Consider the following 17,180-nt stretch of genomic DNA (forward strand, 5'->3'; position numbering starts at 1 on the left):
ACCTGTTTGTGCTGATACGACAATCGCGGTGATAAAGACGCCGTTCAGGTTGGATCTAACCAGACGTGCTACACGTTGCCGTGTCCCAAGGAGAATTTCCCATGCTGCGCTCTCTCGCCGTCGCCGTTTTGCTGGCCACAATCTCCACCGCGACGTTTGCGCAGACCGCGCCGCAGGCTTCGACGACCGAAGCCAAACAGGCCGAGTCGGGCAAGCCGCCGCTCCGGATTCGCTCGGTCACGCTGACGGGTAACGAAAAATGCCCGCAGTCCAACAATCCCGATGAAGAAATCGTCGTGTGCGCGCGCGTCGGCGAACCCTACCGCATTCCCAAGGCGCTGCGCGACGACAAGCCGATCCCGGCGCAGAACCAGAGCTGGGTCAATCGCGCCGCCCTGATGGACGATGTCGGCCGCCGTGCAGGTGGCCTGCCCGATACCTGCTCGCCGACCGGCTCGGGCGGCCAGACCGGCTGCGCCAAGTTGCGTGCCGAACAATATGCCGCCGAAAAGGCCGATGCGAAGCGTCAGGCGAGCCAGGTTCCGTAACGAGGCGGCGCGTCGACACGCTTCCCCTCCGTTCGCCCTGAGCCTGTCGAAGGGCATCTCGCCACGGGGGCACGCCCGCTCCCGTGGAGAGGTGGGCTTCGACGAGCTCAGCCCGAAAGGGGGGTAAGTAAGCGCAGCGCTGACGCTTATTACTGCCCGAACCCGCTCTCTGCCGCCCGCGCGATCGCCTCGCGCGCGGCGGCGAGAAGCGCTCCCGCTTTGGCCTCGCATTCGCGTTGTTCATACGCCGCTTCGCTATCGGCAACGATTCCCGCCCCCGCCTGCACGTTCATGATGCCGTCTTTCACGATCGCGGTGCGCAGCACGATGCAAGAATCCATCGATCCATCAGGCGAGAAATAGCCGACGCCGCCCGCATAAGGGCCGCGCACGGCACCCTCCAGTTCGGCGATGATTTCGCACGCACGCACCTTCGGTGCCCCGCTGACCGTGCCCGCCGGGAAGCCCGCAAACAGCGCGTCGAGCGCGTCATGCTCGGGCGCTAGCTGGCCGATGACGTTCGAGACGATGTGCATGACATGGCTGTAGAATTCGGTGGTGTAGCTGGCGGTCACCGTCACGCTGCCAGCGGTGGCCACGCGCCCGACATCGTTGCGGCCGAGATCGAGCAACATCAGATGTTCCGCGCGCTCCTTGGGGTCGGCGAGCAGGCTCTGGCGATTGGCTTCGTCCTCGGCGGCGGTCTTGCCGCGCGGGCGCGTGCCGGCGATCGGGCGAATCGTCACCTCGCCGTCGCGCACGCGCACCAGAATTTCCGGGCTCGATCCGGTCAGCGCAAAGCCCGGCAGATCGAGATGATAGAGGAACGGCGACGGGTTGATCCGCCGCAGCGCGCGATACAATTCGAACGCGGGCAGTGGAAACGGTGCCGTGAAACGCTGCGACAGCACCACCTGAAAGATGTCGCCCGCGACGATATACTCCTTCGCGCGCGCCACCATCTCGGCATAGCGGCCGGGCGGCAGTGTCGGAGTCAGCGCGATCTCGCTCGCCTCGCCCCGCACGGGCGCAGGCAAAGGCGCGGTCGCGAGGCGCGCGGCAGTCGTCTCGATCCGCTCCAGCCCCTCGGCGACGATCGCCTCGGGCGTACGCGTCGCATCGGGCCAGACCGGCGCGACCAGGAACAGCGCGTCGGCGAGCCGGTCGAAGATCAGCACCACCGTCGGACGCACGAACATCATGTCGGGCAGGCCCAGCGCATCGCTCTCGGGCCGGGGCAGCCGTTCGACCAGCCCGATCGTCTCATAGCCGAAATAGCCGACCAGACACGCCAGCGCGCGCGGCAATTCGGCGGGCACGTCCATCCGGCACGACGCGACCAGCGACCGCAGCGCGTCGAGCGTCGGTTCGGCGCAGGGGGCAAAGGCGTCGCGGTCGGTCAGCCAGTGCGGGTTGATCGCGGCGTCATGGCCCTGCGCGCGAAACACCAGATCGGGCGCGAGCCCGATCAGGCTGTGCCGCCCGCGCGTTTCCCCGCCCTCGACCGATTCGAGCAGGAAGTCGCCCCGCCCCGGCTCGATCAGCTTCAGCGCGGCGGCGACCGGGGTTTCGGTATCGGCGACCTGGCGCTGCCACAGCAGCGCCGGGCGACCGGTGGCGAGCGCGGCGTGTGCTGCCGCAGTATCAGGGCTGATCGGTCGCACTCACGCCACCCAGCATGTCGAGCTTGAGCTTGGCGATCGCAGCGGTGTTGCGCGTGGTGCCGACTGCCTTTTGCACGGCCTTGCCAAAGGCACCGGCATATTCGCGGCCGATCACCTTGCCAATGTCAGCGCGCGTTCCCGCGATCACCTTGTCATTGCCGCGCGCATCGCCCGATTCGATCGAGTCGAGATGGACGATGATCCAGCCGGCCTTGTCGGGCGCTTCGAGCAGCTTGGTGGTCTTGGCGGCCATGCTGAACAGCAGCGACAGCGGGGCTGGCACCTGGCGCGGATTTGCCATCAGCGCGGCGCGCGGCGCGTTGACCGGGCGCAGTGGCGGCAGCTTCAGCTTTGTCGCGGCGAGCGCCTCGGCCAGCGGTGTGCCCTTATTGGCGCTGGCGACGACGCTTGCGGCGATCTTGCGTGCCTCGCGCTGGCCACGGTCGAGCGTGAAGTCGTGCACCACGGCATCGTGGATCTGCGCCAGCGGACGCGGTGCCGCGGGTACGATCTTCTCGACCGCGACCAGCGCAAAGCTGCCATCTGGGCCCAGCGGCACCGTTTGCGGGCTGTCTCCGGCTTGGGCTGCAAAGGCGGCGGCGAGGATCGGCGCGAGGGCGGGGTCAGGTTTGGCGGCGGGGTTGTCGATGTCCTGCCCGCCCGCGAGCAGCGCGGGGGTGCGCAGCGGTGTCAGCTTCTGCTGCGTGGCGAGATTGTCGAAATTGCTCTTGGACAGCGCATCTTCCATCGCGTTGCGCTTGTCGGTCAGCGCTGCTGCCGTCTTCTGCTTCTGCAGCGTCTCGCGCAGGCCGGGCGTCGCCTCGGCGAGCGACTTGGCGGGCTGAACATGCTGTTTCACGATCTTTGCGACGATGAAGCCAAGCGGCGCGCGCACTGGCCCTACGACATCGCCTGCCTTGGCGGCAAAGGCCGCATCGGCAACGGCGGGGGATGTCTGCCCGGCATAGGCCGCCTTCTGCTGGTCGGTCAGCGTCGCGGCTTCCAGCCCGGCGGCGCGTGCCGCCTGCTCGATCGGCGTGCCTGCGCGCACCTTGGCGGCGAGCGCGGTGGCGGCAGCTTGATCGGCGACGACGACTTGCGCGATCGTGCGCAGATCGGCGGCGGCGAAGCTTGCCGCCTGCGCCTTATAGGCCGCAGCGATCTCGGCATCGGTTGGCGTGGCGGCGACGGCGGCGGCATTGACCAGCGCATAGCGCACGATCCGCCGCTCCGGCACGCGGTAGCGCGACAGGTTGCGGGTATAGAAGGTGTTCAGTTCCGCCTCGGTCGGGGCGGGGCCCGCTGCGACCGCCTGGCTGGGGATGAAGCCGACCGTGCCGTTGCGCTTTTCCAGCAACAGGCTGGCATAAGGCAGCGCCAGCTGCACCGGCACCTGGCTCGCGCCGATCGTCGGCAGGATCAACTGGCGCGTCAGCGTCTGGTCGGCAATGTCGGTACGGACTTGCACGTCGCTGGTGCCGTTCTGCTTCAGTACCGCTTCATAGCGTGCCTGATCGAACTTGCCGTCGAGCCCGGTGAGCCCCGGCTGGCTTGCGATCACCGCATCGACCGCCTGCTTGCTGACGACCATGCCCTGCTTCTGCGCGAACTGGCGGAAGGCGGTCGAATCGATCAGCCGTTCCAGCGTCGCGTCGAACCCGCCGCCGGCCACGAATTGCGCCATCGTCAGCGACGGCTGCTCCTGGCGATATTGGTTGAAGTCGCGCTGTACCGCCGCCTGCAAATCGCCCAGCGCGATCGTCTTGTTACCGACGGTGGCGACGGTGTCGCCCTTGGCGGCGGGGGTGCCGCTGCCCGACAGGCCCGATTTATCCGACAGCACGAACGCCAGGCCAAGCAACGCCACAAATCCAAGCGCGACGGCGGCCCCCAGCGGGTGGCGGATCATTCGGCGGAAAAAACTGAGCATGAGCGGGAGCGGCCAATCTGTCTGGAGCGTAGTCTCCGCCGCTTTAGGGGTGTGATCGGGCGGCTTCAAGCCGGGGCTTGGACTTGTGCGATCCGGCACGGGCGTTATCGCTGGGCAAAAGGCAGAAAAAGAGGATGGGCATGACACGTCGCAAGCTGGTCGCGGGCAATTGGAAGATGAATGGCAGTCTGGCCGCCTTGGCCGAACTCGACGCGATCGCCGTTGCGGCGCGCGCGCATCCTGCAGTCGATGTGGCGATTGCCTTGCCCGCGACGCTGATTGCTCCCGCCGTCCAGCGCGTGCCCGGCCTCGCTTTCGGCGGGCAGGATGTTCATGCGGCGGAAAGCGGCGCGCACACCGGGTGTCTGTCGGCATCGATGCTCGCCGAGGCGGGGGCGAGCTTCACCATCGTCGGCCATAGCGAACGCCGCGCCGACCAGGGGGAGACCAGCCAGGACGCCTGGGCCAAGGCCAGCGCCGCGCACCGCCACGGCCTCGGCGTCATCCTGTGCGTGGGCGAGACCGATGCCGAGCGCGACGCCGGCCGCGCCGCGCGCGTGGTGCAGGCGCAGATCGAGAAATCCGTGCCCGATCTCGCCACCGGCGCATGGCTGACGCTGGCGTATGAACCGCGCTGGGCGATCGGCACCGGCCGCACGCCGACGCTCGACGAAATCGCCGAAGTCCATTCGATCGCGCGCGCCAAGCTGCGCACGCTGGTCGGCGACGCCGCCGACACGATCCGCATCCTCTATGGCGGATCGGTAACGGGCGCGAATGCGGCGGCGATTCTGGAAACCGAGGATGTCGACGGTGCGCTGGTCGGCGGTGCCAGCCTGACCGCGGCGAAATTCGTGCCGATCATCGAAGCGGCGGGGTAGGGGGGGGCATACACTTCCCCGGCGAAGGCCGGGGCCCAGTCGTGACGCTGGGTGTAAACAAGCGCAGCGCCCGCCAACATCCACCCCGCCACTGGGCCCCGGCCTCCGCCGGGGAAGCGTTTTTGTCAGCCTAAGCGGCGCATTTTAATCCCCACTGGACACGCAAACCGCGCCCCGCTTATCGGGGCGCGATGAGTGTTATTGCCACGATCATGAACACGGCCACCGGCCAGCCCATCCAGAAAATGACCTTCGGGCGGATGCCCAAGCCCTGGATTTCCTTCAATCTCGCCACCGGCGAACTGGTCACCGCCGACCGCGTCGAAGTCGGCAAACCCGCACCCGGCAAATTCGTCGTGCCGGTGTCGGTCTGGGTCACGCCCAAGACCGAGGGGTGAGGGTTTAAGGCGCGCCCTTTCACAGTGATCGAATGTCCCTCTCCCACCGGGAGAGGGAAGGGGCCCGCCGCGCCAGCGGTGGGAAGGGTGAGGGCGACCCGCGCGATCACCCCCACTCACCCTCACCCTTCCGCGGCTTCGCCGCTCCCTCCCTCGCCCGATGGGAGAGGGATTTGCCGCTAAGCGTCGCCGTTGTTTGCCCGTGGCCATCGCACGCGCTCCTCTGATCCGTCTTCGCCGCGAACTGGGTTGCCAGTCCGTCACCCAGGTAACAGCTTGGGAGGTCTACGCCATCTAGGCCATAGCGCTACAGATCGCGAATGGCAGGAAGCGGTGGAAAAGCCGCCGCTACCGGTAACCCGAAACCAATCCTTCCGATGCTTTCGAGAATATAATATTGTAACCCTTGTGCGAGCCCGGAAACGTGACGAACAAAATCCTCAATGGTCCTATAACCCAAGTTTCATCATGGCGATGATGTGAAAAGCTGCTGACCGAACTCCCAGCAGATACGGTCCCGGTTTCCTCTGTCCCACTACGTTCCATCTGCGGAGAGCCATATGCCTGTACTAAATCTAACCTGACACGATCAGAGCACGGAGGAGAATTTATTGTATTAACGAGGATAACTGTTCGTAAGTTATCTTTTTTGTAGGTGCTGAGCACTTGAACAGGGCATCCTTCAACAACCTCCGCTCGATATTTTGGGTATAGTGTTTTTACCTGCGATTTCGGCATGCCAGCCCGAAGGTCACGCCAGAGGATTGGTTCGGAAGGAATTTCCTGCAACATGGCTGTTAAAATTAGTGAAAAGATCATAGTTGCTCCAGATCAAGAGGTGTCCATGATTAAATCTGACGCTCAAGGTCTACAATTAGATCAGTAGCGGAATTCTACTGATTTACCGCCATCATTCCTACCTTTGTAATCGAATGTCCGCGCTGATCCTTAACTCGGTAGAGTCGCGTATGGCCAACGCAATCCACATGATCATCCGCCTGTCATCAATCCAATCCATAGCCCAACGACAAAATCAGGGCGTGGCGCCGTTGAAGCAGGAATATGATAGGGGGGCGTGAAGGCTGGTATAGTCGCAACGACAACTGCCTTCGAGTTTGCTTTCCGCTGAATCATTTGTCCCCCATTCGTGACCTGTGGATCATTCGCTCAAACGATTCCGAAATCAATTCGATGTTTGTTGTGACGAATGCGCGGGGCCGTCTATTGTTGGACGAAACTGGAGTTACCCGCCTCCTAATCGCAAACCCGTAAGCGGCCAAACCCCGCCCCCTAACCCCCAAGCCGAGCCGGATCGACCACCACATGCCGGATATGCGTCCGGTTATAGGTATAACTAATGTGTACCAGCCCATCCCTGGTCTGGATCACCGCCGGATAGGCATAGCCATCGGGCAGCGGTTTGTCCTCCAGGGTCAGCACGTTGCGCCACGAAACCCCATCGCGCGACAGGCCGATGTTGAGCGGCCAGCGCGGGCCGTTGCCCGGCTGATCGGGCCAGTGCGCGCTGTGGTTGTAGACGATCAACTGCCGCCCGTCGGCCAGCGTCACCGCGTCGGTGCCGGCATTGGGGTTGGGCAAGTCCGCCGCCACCAAAGGCGACCAGCTCTTGCCGGCATCGTGCGACCAGCTCATCGCCAGCGCACCCTGCCGCGTCCGCGCGATCAGCGCCAGGCACCCATCGGCAAAGTGCAGCACGCTCGGCTGGATCGCCTCGATCCCCATGGGCGAGGCGATTGGCGGCTCGACCGTCCATGTCTTGCCGCGATCGATCGAGCGCTCCATGCGGATAAACCAGTGGTTTTCCTCGGGCGTGCCGACTTCGCGGCTGGAGGGTGACAGCCAGCTTCCGTCCGCCAGCACCACCGGCTTGTTCTTGATCGGCCCCAGCACACCCTCGGGCAGGCGCTGCGCCGCGCTCCAGTGGCGCCCGCCATCGCTGGAGGTCTTGACCATCCCCCACCAGCCACGCGGATTGGGGCCGACCTTGTAGAATAGGGTGAGCGGCCCGCCCGGCGGCTGGAACAGCACCGGGTTCCAGGTCGGGTAGCGCGTCCCATCCGCGCTTTGCCCGTCGGCGACCGAAACCGGCTTGTCCCACCCATGCGCCCCACGGCGCGCAAACCAGATCGTCACGTCGGGGCGGCTCTCCCCCGTGCCCCCGAACCACGCGGCGGCGAGCGTGCCGTCGGGCAGTTCGACGATGGTCGAGGCATGTGCCTGCGGGTAAGGCGGGGCGGGGTCGATGAATTCGGACAGCAGGATCGGGGAGGGGGCGGCAAGCGCCGCCATCGGCAGCGCCGCCAGCGCGACCAACAGTGTCCGGAAATACCGCAAGATCATCTGCAGTCTCATCGCCCAACCACTTCCTACGCTCCCCCGTCATGCCGGGCTCGTCCCGGCATCCACCGTGCCGCACATTCTGCGGCCAAAGGTCTCGGATGACGGTGGACCCCGGCACAGGGCCGGGGTGACGACCATGCCCCGCTCACCCCGGATAGCGCGCCTTCAGCATCGCCCAGGCCGCGCGCAGGCCCAGCGCTTCGCCACCCTTTGGCCGCCCCGGCTTGGCCGAAGGCCGCCACGCAAAGGTATCGAAATGCGCCCATGGCGTGCCCTCGGGCACGAAGCGCCGCAGGAACAGCGCCGCCGTCACCGCGCCGGCAAAGCCACCATCGGGCGCGTTGACCATGTCGGCAATGTCGGAGGACAGCATGTCGTCATAGCCATCCCACAGCGGCATCCGCCACAGCGGATCGTAAACCGCCGTGCCCGCCGCCAGCAACGCCTCGGCCAGCGCATCGTCATTGGCGAAGGTCGCGGGCAGATCCGGCCCCAGCGCCACGCGCGCCGCGCCGGTCAGCGTCGCGAAATCGAGGATCAGCGTGGGCGTCTCCTCGGCGGCGCGGGTGATCGCGTCGCCCAGCACCAGCCGCCCCTCGGCATCGGTATTGGTGTTCTCGACCGTCAGCCCCTTGCGCGTGCGCAGCACGTCGCCGGGGCGGAAGGCGTTGCCCGCTATGCTGTTCTCCACCGCCGGGATCAGCAGGTGTAGCCGCACCGGCAGCCGCGCCGCCATCACCAGCCCGGCCAGCGCCAGCGCATGCGCCGCGCCGCCCATGTCCTTCTTCATCAGCCGCATGCCCGAGGAGGGCTTGATGTCGAGCCCGCCCGAATCGAAGCACACGCCCTTGCCGATGATCGCGATGCGCGGATGCGCCGGATTTCCCCATTCGAGCTCGATCAGCCGGGGCTCGCGCCCCTTGGCGGCGGCCTGGCCGACCGCGTGGATCATCGGATAGCCCTTTACCAGCGCTTCGCTTTTGGTGACGGTCACGCTCGCGCCATGCGCCTTGGCCAGCGCCTCCGCTTCACCCTCCAGTTCAGCGGGCCCGAGATCGGCGGCAGCGGTGTTGACCAGATCGCGCACGCTGGCGACCGCTTGCGCCAGGCGCACCGTCTCCTCGATCCGCGCGGGCTCGCCGGTCAGCAGCACGCGCGCGCCCGTTGTCACCTCGTCGCTGCGATAGCGGTCGAACTTGTGCTGCGCGAGCGCCCAGCCCAGCATCGCGGCGCCGGGCTCGCCCTCGGCCAGGCGATAGATGCCTTCGGGCAATTGCTCGCCCAGCGAGGCGATCCGCCACGGCGAGTCGAGGCTTTCGTTGCACACCAGCAGCATCGCCCAATCGTCTGGCCCATCGCCCGGCAGCACCGCGCGGTTGCCCGCCTTGCCGGTCAGCCGATGCGCCGCCACCGTCGTACGGATGCGCGGCGGTTGTGCCTTCAGCCAGCTCTCCCACTGGTCGGGATGCACGACATGGATGAGGCGCGCGGGCTGGCCGCGATCGGGCTGCAGCAAGGCTGCGGGGTTGAAGATCATGCGCCCTTTATCGGAAGCGCGGGGCCGCTGCGCAAGCCGTGCTGAGGCTCAGGCGAGCGGCACCCCGTACAGATCATGCTCGTCGGCATCCTCGATCTCGACGCGCACGATGTCGCCCTGCGTCAAATGCCCGGCATCGCGCAGGAACACCTCGCCGTCGATCTCGGGCGCATCCGCCTTGGATCGCCCGGTCGCGCCATCCTCGCCGACCTCGTCGATGATCACGTCGAGCGTGCGGCCGACCTTGGCCTGCAATTTCTCCGCTGAGATGCGCGCGGTCAGCTCCATCAGCCGTGCGTAGCGCTCTTCCTTGATCTCTTCGGGCACCGGATCGGGCAGGGCATTGGCCGCTGCCCCTTCGACTGGCTCGAAGCGGAAGGCGCCGACGCGGTCGAGCTGCGCTTCCTGCAGCCAGTCCATCAGATAGGCGAAATCGTCCTCGGTCTCGCCGGGGAAGCCGACGACGAAGGTCGACCGAATCGCGATGTCGGGCGCGATCCTCCGCCAATGCTTGATGCGTTCGAGCACCTTGGTCTCGTTCGCCGGGCGCTTCATCAGCTTCAGCACGTTGCGGCTGGCATGCTGGAACGGGATGTCGAGATAGGGGAGGATCAGCCCCTCGGCCATCAGCGGGATGACCTGGTCGACATGCGGGTAGGGGTAGACATAATGCAACCGCACCCACGCGCCCAATTTGCCCAGCTCGCGCGACAGGTCGGTCATATGCGCGCGGACTTCCTCGCCATGCCACATCCGCGGCTGGTGGCGGATGTCGACGCCGTAGGCCGAGGTATCCTGGCTGATCACCAGCAATTCCTTGGTGCCCGCCTCGATCAGCTTTTCCGCCTCGCGCAGGATCGCATCGGGGCGGCGGCTGACCAGATCGCCGCGCAAGCTCGGGATGATGCAGAAGGCGCAGCGGTGGTTGCACCCCTCGGAAATCTTGAGATAGCTGTAATGGCGCGGGGTCAGCTTCAGCCCGCTTTCGGGCACCAGATTGAGGAACGCGCTCGGCGGCATCGGGGCGGCGTCATGCACCGCGCCGACCACTTCCTCATATTGGTGCGCGCCGGTAACGGCCAGCACATTGGGGAAGCGCGCGCGGATCGTCTCGGCTTCCTTGCCCATGCAGCCGGTGACGATGACCCGGCCATTCTCGGCAATCGCCTCGCCAATTGCTTCGAGGCTTTCCTCCTTGGCCGAATCGAGAAACCCGCAGGTGTTGACCAGCACGACATCGGCCCCGGCATAATCGGGCGACATCTGATAGCCATCGCTGCGCAGCTTGGTCAGGATCCGTTCGCTATCGACCAGATTCTTCGGGCAGCCGAGCGAGACCATGCCGATCTTCGGCGGGGAGGGGAGTGTTGTTGCCATGGGAACGGCGGCACATAAGCGCAGTCGCGGGATTTTTCCAGCGATTGCCGCTTGGGCGCTGCCTGGCGCCTTTCCTTCGCCGGGTGATTCATGGCTATGCCATCGCGACGGTCGCTTTTATCGTCTTGGTTTCGCCTCTCGTTTAACCGGTACACCGTACCGCCAAGGTTCCCGTTCATGGCACGATCCGCACCCTGCCTGGCGTTCCTGCTGCTCGCGGGATGCGGCGCGCAAAGCTCCAGACCGCCACCGCCGCGCGTGATGTTCGCCGGGCTTCCGGTCAGCGGCAGCATGGCGGATGCCCGCCGCGCGGGCTTCACCGATTGCGTCACACCCGATTGGGGCAGCCTGCGCTGCCGCCGCCACGGCGTGATGATCGATGGTACGGGCCCCTATGAGGCTGCGGTGGACCTGACCGGCAACGACGGCAGCGGCGGCTTCGACCAGGTGACGGTGTGGCACGATCAGGACCAATATGCCGTCTATAAGATCACCGATGTGCTGGAAAAGCAGGGCTGGCGAAGCTGCAACACAGGCAGCGGTGATCGTGGCGACCAGATCATCTACACGCACACAGGCATGCCAGTCAGGATCTCGATGGATCTGAGCTATTGGGGCAAACGCCGACTGCGGGTGATCCCGGCATGGAACAGGAAGGAGCGGCGGTGTTGAAGGATCGGCGGGCAAGACCAGATCATGCAACCGCAAAGAACGCGACTTGCGGTCTTCCGCCATCACCAAGGACGCGCTGATGCAGGAATATGAGCTGGTACCGCACCCCGACACGCCGCCGGCCAAGGTCGAGGCAGTGCGCGTTCGGATCGTCGTGCGCGAGGGTGCGCTGCTGCTCACCTTCATCGTCCACGGCAATGACCATGTCGCGCTCCCTGATTGGGCGACCTCAACGCGTAGGGATGACTTATGGAAAACGACGTGTGGCGAGATGTTTCTGGGGTTGCCGGGGACGGAGGCCTATGTCGAGTTCAACTATTCGCCTTCGACCCAATGGGCGGCGTACCGCTTCGATGCGCACCGCGCGGGCGGGCGTGATCTGCCTTTGTCCAGCCCGCCGCTCGTCGATCGCGGCGACGACACCTCCGATTATCTGGTCGAGGTCGAGCAGCCTCTTTCCGATCTCCCAGGCGAACCGTTTGATCTCGGCCTGACCGCCGTCATCGAGGAAACCGACGGCACCAAATCCTATTGGGCGCTTGCCCACGCGCCCGGCCCGCCCGATTTCCACAACCGGGATTGCTTTATCGCGACCCTCCCGGCACCTGAGCACGCATGAACTTCGGTATCGATCGCCTCCTCGCCGACCCCGCTTTGCGCAAGCCACTGGAGGGCAAGCGCATCGCCTTGCTCGCCCACCCGGCTTCCGTCACGCGCGACCTGACGCATTCGGTCGACGCGCTGATCGCGGCGGGGCTGAACGTCACCGCGATGTTCGGCCCGCAGCATGGCGTGCGCGGCGATCTGCAGGACAATATGGAGGAGTCGCCCGACTTCACCGATCCGACTTACGGCATGCCGGTGTTCAGCCTTTACGGTGAAGTCCGCAGGCCCACCGGGCAATCGATGGGCACGTTCGACGTGATGCTGGTCGATCTGCAGGATCTCGGCACGCGCATCTACACCTTCATCACCACGCTGCGCTACGTGCTGGAGGCGGCTGCCGAGCACCACAAGGCGGTATGGGTGCTCGATCGCCCCAATCCCGTCGGCCGCCCGGTCGAGGGGCTGACGCTGTTGCCCGGCTGGGAGAGTTTCGTCGGCGCGGGGCCGATGCCGATGCGCCACGGGCTGACGATGGGCGAACTCGGCCATTGGTTCATCGATCTGCTGAAACTCGATGTCGAGTATCGGGTGATCGAAATGGAAGGCTGGCAGCCCGACGCCGCCCCCGGCTTCGGCTGGCCGACCGATCGCGTGTGGATCAACCCCAGTCCCAATGCCCCCAATGTCATGATGGCGCGCGCGTATCCCGGCACGGTGATGCTGGAGGGCACCACTTTGTCCGAGGGGCGCGGCACCACACGCCCGCTCGAACTGTTCGGCGCGCCTGACATTGATGCGCGCGCGGTCGTCGCCGAAATGCGCCGCCTGGCACCCGATTGGCTCGCCGGCGCGCGCTTGCGCGACATCTGGTTCGAACCGACCTTTCACAAGCATGTGAAGACGCTGTGCAATGGCGTGCAGATCCATGCCGAGGGGCCGTCTTACGATCACGCGGCATTCCGCCCCTGGCGGGTACAGGCGCTGGCGTTCAAGGCGATCCGAGCCTTGTACCCGGACTATGATCTGTGGCGCGATTTCCCCTACGAATACGCTTTCGGCAAATTGCCGATCGACGTCATCAACGGGGGACCGGGCTTGCGCTTGTGGACAGATGACGCGACCGCGACTCCGGCCGATCTCAACGTGTTGGCGGCGGCGGATGAGGAGGCCTGGGAGCAGATTCGGCAGCCATATCTGCGCTACTGAGACCGCCTTCGCGACACGGTCACTCATTTCGTCGCGCTCGCGCAACGACTCAGGGATTCCACCAACCTGTTGCTGTGGTGCAACATCGCCAATCCCGTCATGACGCTTTTATACGATTCGCGGCAGGCGGGGGCCTTGTCGGATCGCTTATCTCCGGAAGGATGGGACGTCGTGGAATCCGATCGCCACTTCTACATGCGTCGCGTTACGGCGGAGCGACTCGCGGTCGCCCGGGCGGTTACCGAGGAAGCACGGAAACGTCGCCTCGTTCTGATCGAAACCTATCTGCAAAAGCTACAGGCGATGCCGGTGTAAAGCCCCGGCTTACCGCTTCCGCGTCAATTCCCGCATCGCCTCGTCGAGGCCCGCCAGCGTCAGCGGGTACATACGCTCGTTCATCAATTCGCGGAGGATGCGCAGGCTTTGCGAATAGCCCCATTGCTGTTCGGGGATCGGGTTCAGCCACACCGCCGCCGGATAGGTATTGGTCAGCCGCTGCATCCACACAGCACCCGATTCCTCGTTGAAATGCTCGACCGAGCCGCCCGGATGGGTGATCTCATAGGGGCTCATCGAGGCATCGCCGACGAACACCAGTTTGTAATCATGGCCGAATTTGTGGAGCACGTCCCACATCGGGGTGCGCTCGGAAAAGCGGCGCATATTATCCTTCCACACGCCTTCATACGGGCAATTGTGGAAGTAGAAAAATTCCAGATTCTTGAACTCGCTCGTCGCCGCCGAGAACAATTCCTCGCACAGCTTCACCCACGGGTCCATCGATCCGCCCACGTCAAGGAACAGCAGCAGCTTCACCGCATTGCGGCGTTCCGCGCGCATCACCACGTCGAGCCAGCCCTGCCGCGCCGTTCCCGCGATCGTCGCATCAATGTCGAGTTCGTCGGCGGCCCCCTCGCGCGCGAATTTGCGCAGGCGGCGCAGCGCAATCTTGATGTTGCGCGTGCCCAGTTCGCGCGTGTTGTCGAGGTTCTTGAAGTCGCGCTGGTCCCACACTTTCAGCGCGCGCTTGTGCGTCGACTCGCCGCCGATGCGGACGCCCTCCGGATTGTAGCCCGAATTGCCATAAGGCGAGGTGCCGCCGGTGCCGATCCACTTATTGCCGCCCTGGTGGCGCTCCTGCTGCTCGTCGAGCCGCTTCTTGAGCGTCTCCATGATCTCGTCCCACGATCCGAGCGATTCGATCTTGGCCATCTCTTCGGGCGTCAGATATTTCTCGGCGACCGCTTTCAACCAGTCAGCCGGGATTTCCGCCGGGCTTTGGCCGAAGGTCGTGGCAACGCCCCGGAACACCTTGGCAAAGACCTGATCGAAGCGGTCGAGCAGGCCTTCATCCTTCACATACACCGCGCGCGACAGGTAATAGAAATCCTCAGGCGTGCGATCGATCACCTCGGCGTCGAGCGCCTCCAGCAGCAGCAAATGCTCTTTGAGGCTGGCCGGGATGCCGGCGGCGCGCAGTGCGTCGAGGAAATCGAGAAACATGGCACATCTCTTCCCCCTCCCGCATCCGGGGAGAGGCCAGGGCAGGGGCCAGATGCCCCGTTGCCTGCAACATGCCCGGTGCGGTGCGCTCCTGCAAGCACGGGCAGCGTTACCGATAGGCGTCGATCAGGGCACCGACATAGTCTGGACTGCGCCCGGTCAATTCCGCCGCGGTCCGCGCGCGTGGACCATGGCTTTCCGGTATGCCGTAAATGAAGCCGTAGGTCGGATAGATGGTGCTGCCGAGTCCGTCCCGGTCACGATACCACACCTTCACCGCGCTCCAGTCATTATACGGCGAGGCGTCGGTCAGCGTCACATCCTGCTCGGCGTGGCCGCGTTCGCCGTTCTGGCGCGACCAATTGGCGTGGGTGACCATGACGACGCGATGGTCGACGACTCGGCTGATCACCGCGACATGGCCGAGCGGGAGTCGCGCGCTGCGCGCGAAAACGATGACCGCGCCGGGGCGCGGCGTATCGCCGCGCCGATAGCGCCCGGCGGCCTGACCCCACCATGTCCAGGCGTCGCCATAAATCTGGATGCCGGAAGCGGCACGCGCAAAGGGAACGCACTCGCCTACATAATCGAGCAAGGATGGCGCGGCAGCGGCCATCGCCGGTGGGGCGAATACCAACGCAAGAGAAACAACGACGCAACGCATACATGCACCCAATACTGGCTGCACCCCCGCAAGAGCGTATCGTTACAGGCTTTATGCCGCGTTTACCACGTTGAAATTGAGCTGTTTTGGCGGAAACGGGGGCGCGCGCGCTATCCCTTATTCTGCTGCCGCTTGGCCATGAAGGCGAGGCGTTCGAACAGCATCACATCCTGCTCGTTCTTGAGCAGGGCACCGTGCAGCGGCGGGATCGCCTTGGTCGGATCGCGGTTTTGCAACACGTCGAGCGGCATGTCCTCGTGCAGCAGCAATTTCAGCCAATCGAGCAATTCGCTGGTGCTCGGCTTCTTCTTCAGGCCGGGCACGTCGCGCACATCGTAGAAAATGTCCATCGCCCGGTTGACCAGGATCTTCTGGATGCCGGGGAAGTGGACATCGACGATGGCCTGCATCGTCTCGCGATCGGGGAATTTGATGTAGTGAAAGAAGCAACGGCGCAGGAAGGCGTCGGGCAGCTCTTTTTCGTTATTGCTGGTGATGATGACGATCGGGCGCTCGACCGCGCGGATGGTTTCCCGCGTTTCGTAGACATGGAATTCCATACGATCGAGTTCCTGCAACAGATCGTTGGGGAATTCGATGTCGGCCTTGTCGATCTCGTCGATCAGCAGCACCGGCGGCTTGGGCCGGGTGAACGCCTCCCACAATTTGCCACGGCGGATGTAATTGCCGATATCGTGGACGCGCTCGTCGCCCAATTGCCCGTCGCGCAGGCGCGCCACCGCGTCATATTCGTACAGGCCCTGCTGCGCCTTGGTGGTGGACTTGATGTTCCACTCGATCAATTCGGTATCGAGTGCCTTGGCGATTTCATATGCGAGGACGGTTTTGCCGGTGCCGGGTTCGCCCTTTACCAGCAAGGGACGGCGGAGCGTAACGGCCGCGTTGACCGCGACTTTCAGGTCATCGGTTGCGACATAGCCTTGCGTACCGTCGAAGCGCTTCATCGCTTGCATCCCGTTTCATTTGAATACCGGGTACGGCGATAGAGGGAAACGCCCCTCACGCGCAAGCGGTGGCTATAGCTTGTCGCGTGCGCTTGCGCGGGCCTCGATCAAATCGCACAGCCCACGATGCTGGGCGAAAGTCTGCTGAGCGCCGAAGGCGATCGCGCGGCGGACGGGTGCGGGGATGGCATCGGTTGCGAGCATCGTAATCGTCGAGGCACTGGGCAGGACACAGGGCACGATGGTGCCGCCGGTGCGGAGCGCGGCCGCGTCGAGAACAGCGCGAAAGGCGTGCCAGTCGATTACCAACGCCATGGCCGCTCCTACGGAACATCCCGAGCGGTCAGAGCGCGCCAGCATATCGAAGGCATGGCGCTGGGCTGCAAACGCAGCATCGCTTTCCGCCTGGCCCGGCGTGGAGGGTAGGGGGCCGACGGCAGCGGTTAGGCGCGCAAGATTAGCCCGTTCAACGCCAAAGGCGTCCGTCGCTTCCGCAAGCCAGCGATTGTCGAGATCGGGTACGGGGCGACGATTCGCCTCCTCGAACAGATTGGTCAGGCGTCCGTGAACGGCGCATAGGGCATGGACAGCATCGGCGAGATCGCGGCCGACGACTGCGGCCTGTGTCAAACGGCGGACGATCGCGTGGCCAGCACATCCGTCGCTTGTCGCCAGAGCCGCAATGCTGCCCGCATAGCCCCCTGTCTTCACCTGTATCGATGCGATCACCATGATCTTCGAATCGTCCCTATATCTGCCGGCAGTGCCGCCGGATTGCGCCCGTCGGGCAAGCAGTGCGGCAAGGGTTATACCGAAGGGCGTAAAGACCTGGTGTAGTTGCGATTAAGGGTGTCTCAACCAGCTTTTG

The 17,180-nt window shown here is 64.7% G+C and carries 16 protein-coding genes; 7 read left to right on the forward strand and 9 right to left on the reverse strand.

Annotated features, from left to right (window positions below; all coding sequences use genetic code 11):
• The first annotated feature begins 101 nt into the window (after positions 1–101).
• A complete protein-coding gene (locus ACP7BY_RS05930) occupies positions 102–548 on the forward strand; it encodes a hypothetical protein (RefSeq protein ID WP_033966966.1) in 447 nt (148 codons plus the stop codon).
• Between the two features lie 149 nt (positions 549–697).
• Here ACP7BY_RS05930 and ACP7BY_RS05935 read toward each other — a convergent pair whose 3' ends face one another.
• Together ACP7BY_RS05935 and ACP7BY_RS05940 are read right to left on the reverse strand one after the other, a co-directional pair.
• Entirely contained in the window at positions 698–2,212 is a 1,515-nt protein-coding gene (locus ACP7BY_RS05935) for an anthranilate synthase component I family protein (protein ID WP_171010488.1), read from the reverse strand.
• Positions 2,193–4,142, reverse strand: coding sequence for a SurA N-terminal domain-containing protein (locus ACP7BY_RS05940; RefSeq protein ID WP_081988840.1), 1,950 nt, complete (start codon positions 4,140–4,142; stop codon positions 2,193–2,195). The genes ACP7BY_RS05935 and ACP7BY_RS05940 overlap by 20 nt, the downstream gene beginning before the upstream one ends.
• A gap of 140 nt (positions 4,143–4,282) precedes the next feature.
• On the opposite strand from ACP7BY_RS05940, the gene tpiA reads away from it, so the two are divergent.
• Together tpiA and ACP7BY_RS05950 are read left to right on the forward strand one after the other, a co-directional pair.
• On the forward strand, positions 4,283–5,023 hold the full coding sequence (tpiA, locus tag ACP7BY_RS05945) for a triose-phosphate isomerase (RefSeq protein ID WP_137902626.1): 741 nt from the start codon (positions 4,283–4,285) through the stop codon (positions 5,021–5,023).
• 191 nt (positions 5,024–5,214) lie between these two features.
• On the forward strand, positions 5,215–5,421 hold the full coding sequence (locus tag ACP7BY_RS05950; protein ID WP_010408130.1) for a hypothetical protein: 207 nt from the start codon (positions 5,215–5,217) through the stop codon (positions 5,419–5,421).
• A 1,290-nt stretch (positions 5,422–6,711) separates the two neighbouring features.
• Here ACP7BY_RS05950 and ACP7BY_RS05955 read toward each other — a convergent pair.
• From ACP7BY_RS05955 to rimO, 3 genes are all read right to left on the reverse strand, one after another.
• Complete coding sequence (locus tag ACP7BY_RS05955) at positions 6,712–7,782, reverse strand: sialidase family protein (RefSeq protein WP_249340822.1); 1,071 nt, start codon at positions 7,780–7,782, stop codon at positions 6,712–6,714.
• A gap of 145 nt (positions 7,783–7,927) precedes the next feature.
• Positions 7,928–9,319: a leucyl aminopeptidase family protein gene (locus ACP7BY_RS05960; protein WP_033966093.1), complete on the reverse strand. Its 1,392-nt coding sequence runs from the start codon at positions 9,317–9,319 to the stop codon at positions 7,928–7,930.
• 48 nt (positions 9,320–9,367) lie between these two features.
• Entirely contained in the window at positions 9,368–10,696 is a 1,329-nt protein-coding gene (rimO, locus tag ACP7BY_RS05965) for a 30S ribosomal protein S12 methylthiotransferase RimO (protein WP_033966092.1), read from the reverse strand.
• Between the two features lie 177 nt (positions 10,697–10,873).
• Here rimO and ACP7BY_RS05970 point away from each other — a divergent pair, with 177 nt between their 5' ends.
• The 4 genes from ACP7BY_RS05970 (at position 10,874) to ACP7BY_RS05985 (ending at position 13,495) form a co-directional block, all read left to right on the forward strand.
• Positions 10,874–11,368, forward strand: coding sequence for a hypothetical protein (locus tag ACP7BY_RS05970; protein WP_033966091.1), 495 nt, complete (start codon positions 10,874–10,876; stop codon positions 11,366–11,368).
• A 46-nt stretch (positions 11,369–11,414) separates the two neighbouring features.
• Positions 11,415–11,987, forward strand: coding sequence for a DOMON-like domain-containing protein (locus ACP7BY_RS05975; RefSeq protein WP_081988787.1), 573 nt, complete (start codon positions 11,415–11,417; stop codon positions 11,985–11,987).
• Positions 11,984–13,180, forward strand: a complete 1,197-nt coding sequence (locus ACP7BY_RS05980) for an exo-beta-N-acetylmuramidase NamZ family protein (protein WP_033966090.1) — start codon at positions 11,984–11,986, stop codon at positions 13,178–13,180. Before ACP7BY_RS05975 ends, ACP7BY_RS05980 begins: the two co-directional genes overlap by 4 nt.
• Positions 13,181–13,351: 171 nt before the next feature.
• Positions 13,352–13,495: a hypothetical protein gene (locus tag ACP7BY_RS05985; RefSeq protein ID WP_156143049.1), complete on the forward strand. Its 144-nt coding sequence runs from the start codon at positions 13,352–13,354 to the stop codon at positions 13,493–13,495.
• A 9-nt stretch (positions 13,496–13,504) separates the two neighbouring features.
• Here ACP7BY_RS05985 and ACP7BY_RS05990 read toward each other — a convergent pair whose 3' ends face one another.
• From ACP7BY_RS05990 to ACP7BY_RS06005, 4 genes are all read right to left on the reverse strand, one after another.
• The gene (locus ACP7BY_RS05990; protein WP_033966088.1) at positions 13,505–14,683 is read right to left on the reverse strand and encodes a vWA domain-containing protein; all 1,179 of its coding nucleotides are present in this window, start codon (positions 14,681–14,683) and stop codon (positions 13,505–13,507) included.
• Positions 14,684–14,792: 109 nt separating this feature from the next.
• Positions 14,793–15,347 carry a CHAP domain-containing protein gene (locus ACP7BY_RS05995; protein ID WP_137902625.1) on the reverse strand — a complete coding sequence of 185 codons (555 nt, stop codon included), beginning with the start codon at positions 15,345–15,347 and terminating at the stop codon, positions 14,793–14,795.
• 110 nt (positions 15,348–15,457) lie between these two features.
• A complete protein-coding gene (locus ACP7BY_RS06000) occupies positions 15,458–16,312 on the reverse strand; it encodes an AAA family ATPase (protein ID WP_033966097.1) in 855 nt (284 codons plus the stop codon).
• 72 nt (positions 16,313–16,384) lie between these two features.
• A complete protein-coding gene (locus tag ACP7BY_RS06005; protein ID WP_033966086.1) occupies positions 16,385–17,044 on the reverse strand; it encodes a DUF6975 family protein in 660 nt (219 codons plus the stop codon).
• Positions 17,045–17,180 lie beyond the last annotated feature (136 nt).

The organism is Sphingomonas sp. PSPC2-2 (genome assembly GCF_049897725.1).
Lineage (GTDB): Bacteria > Pseudomonadota > Alphaproteobacteria > Sphingomonadales > Sphingomonadaceae > Sphingomonas.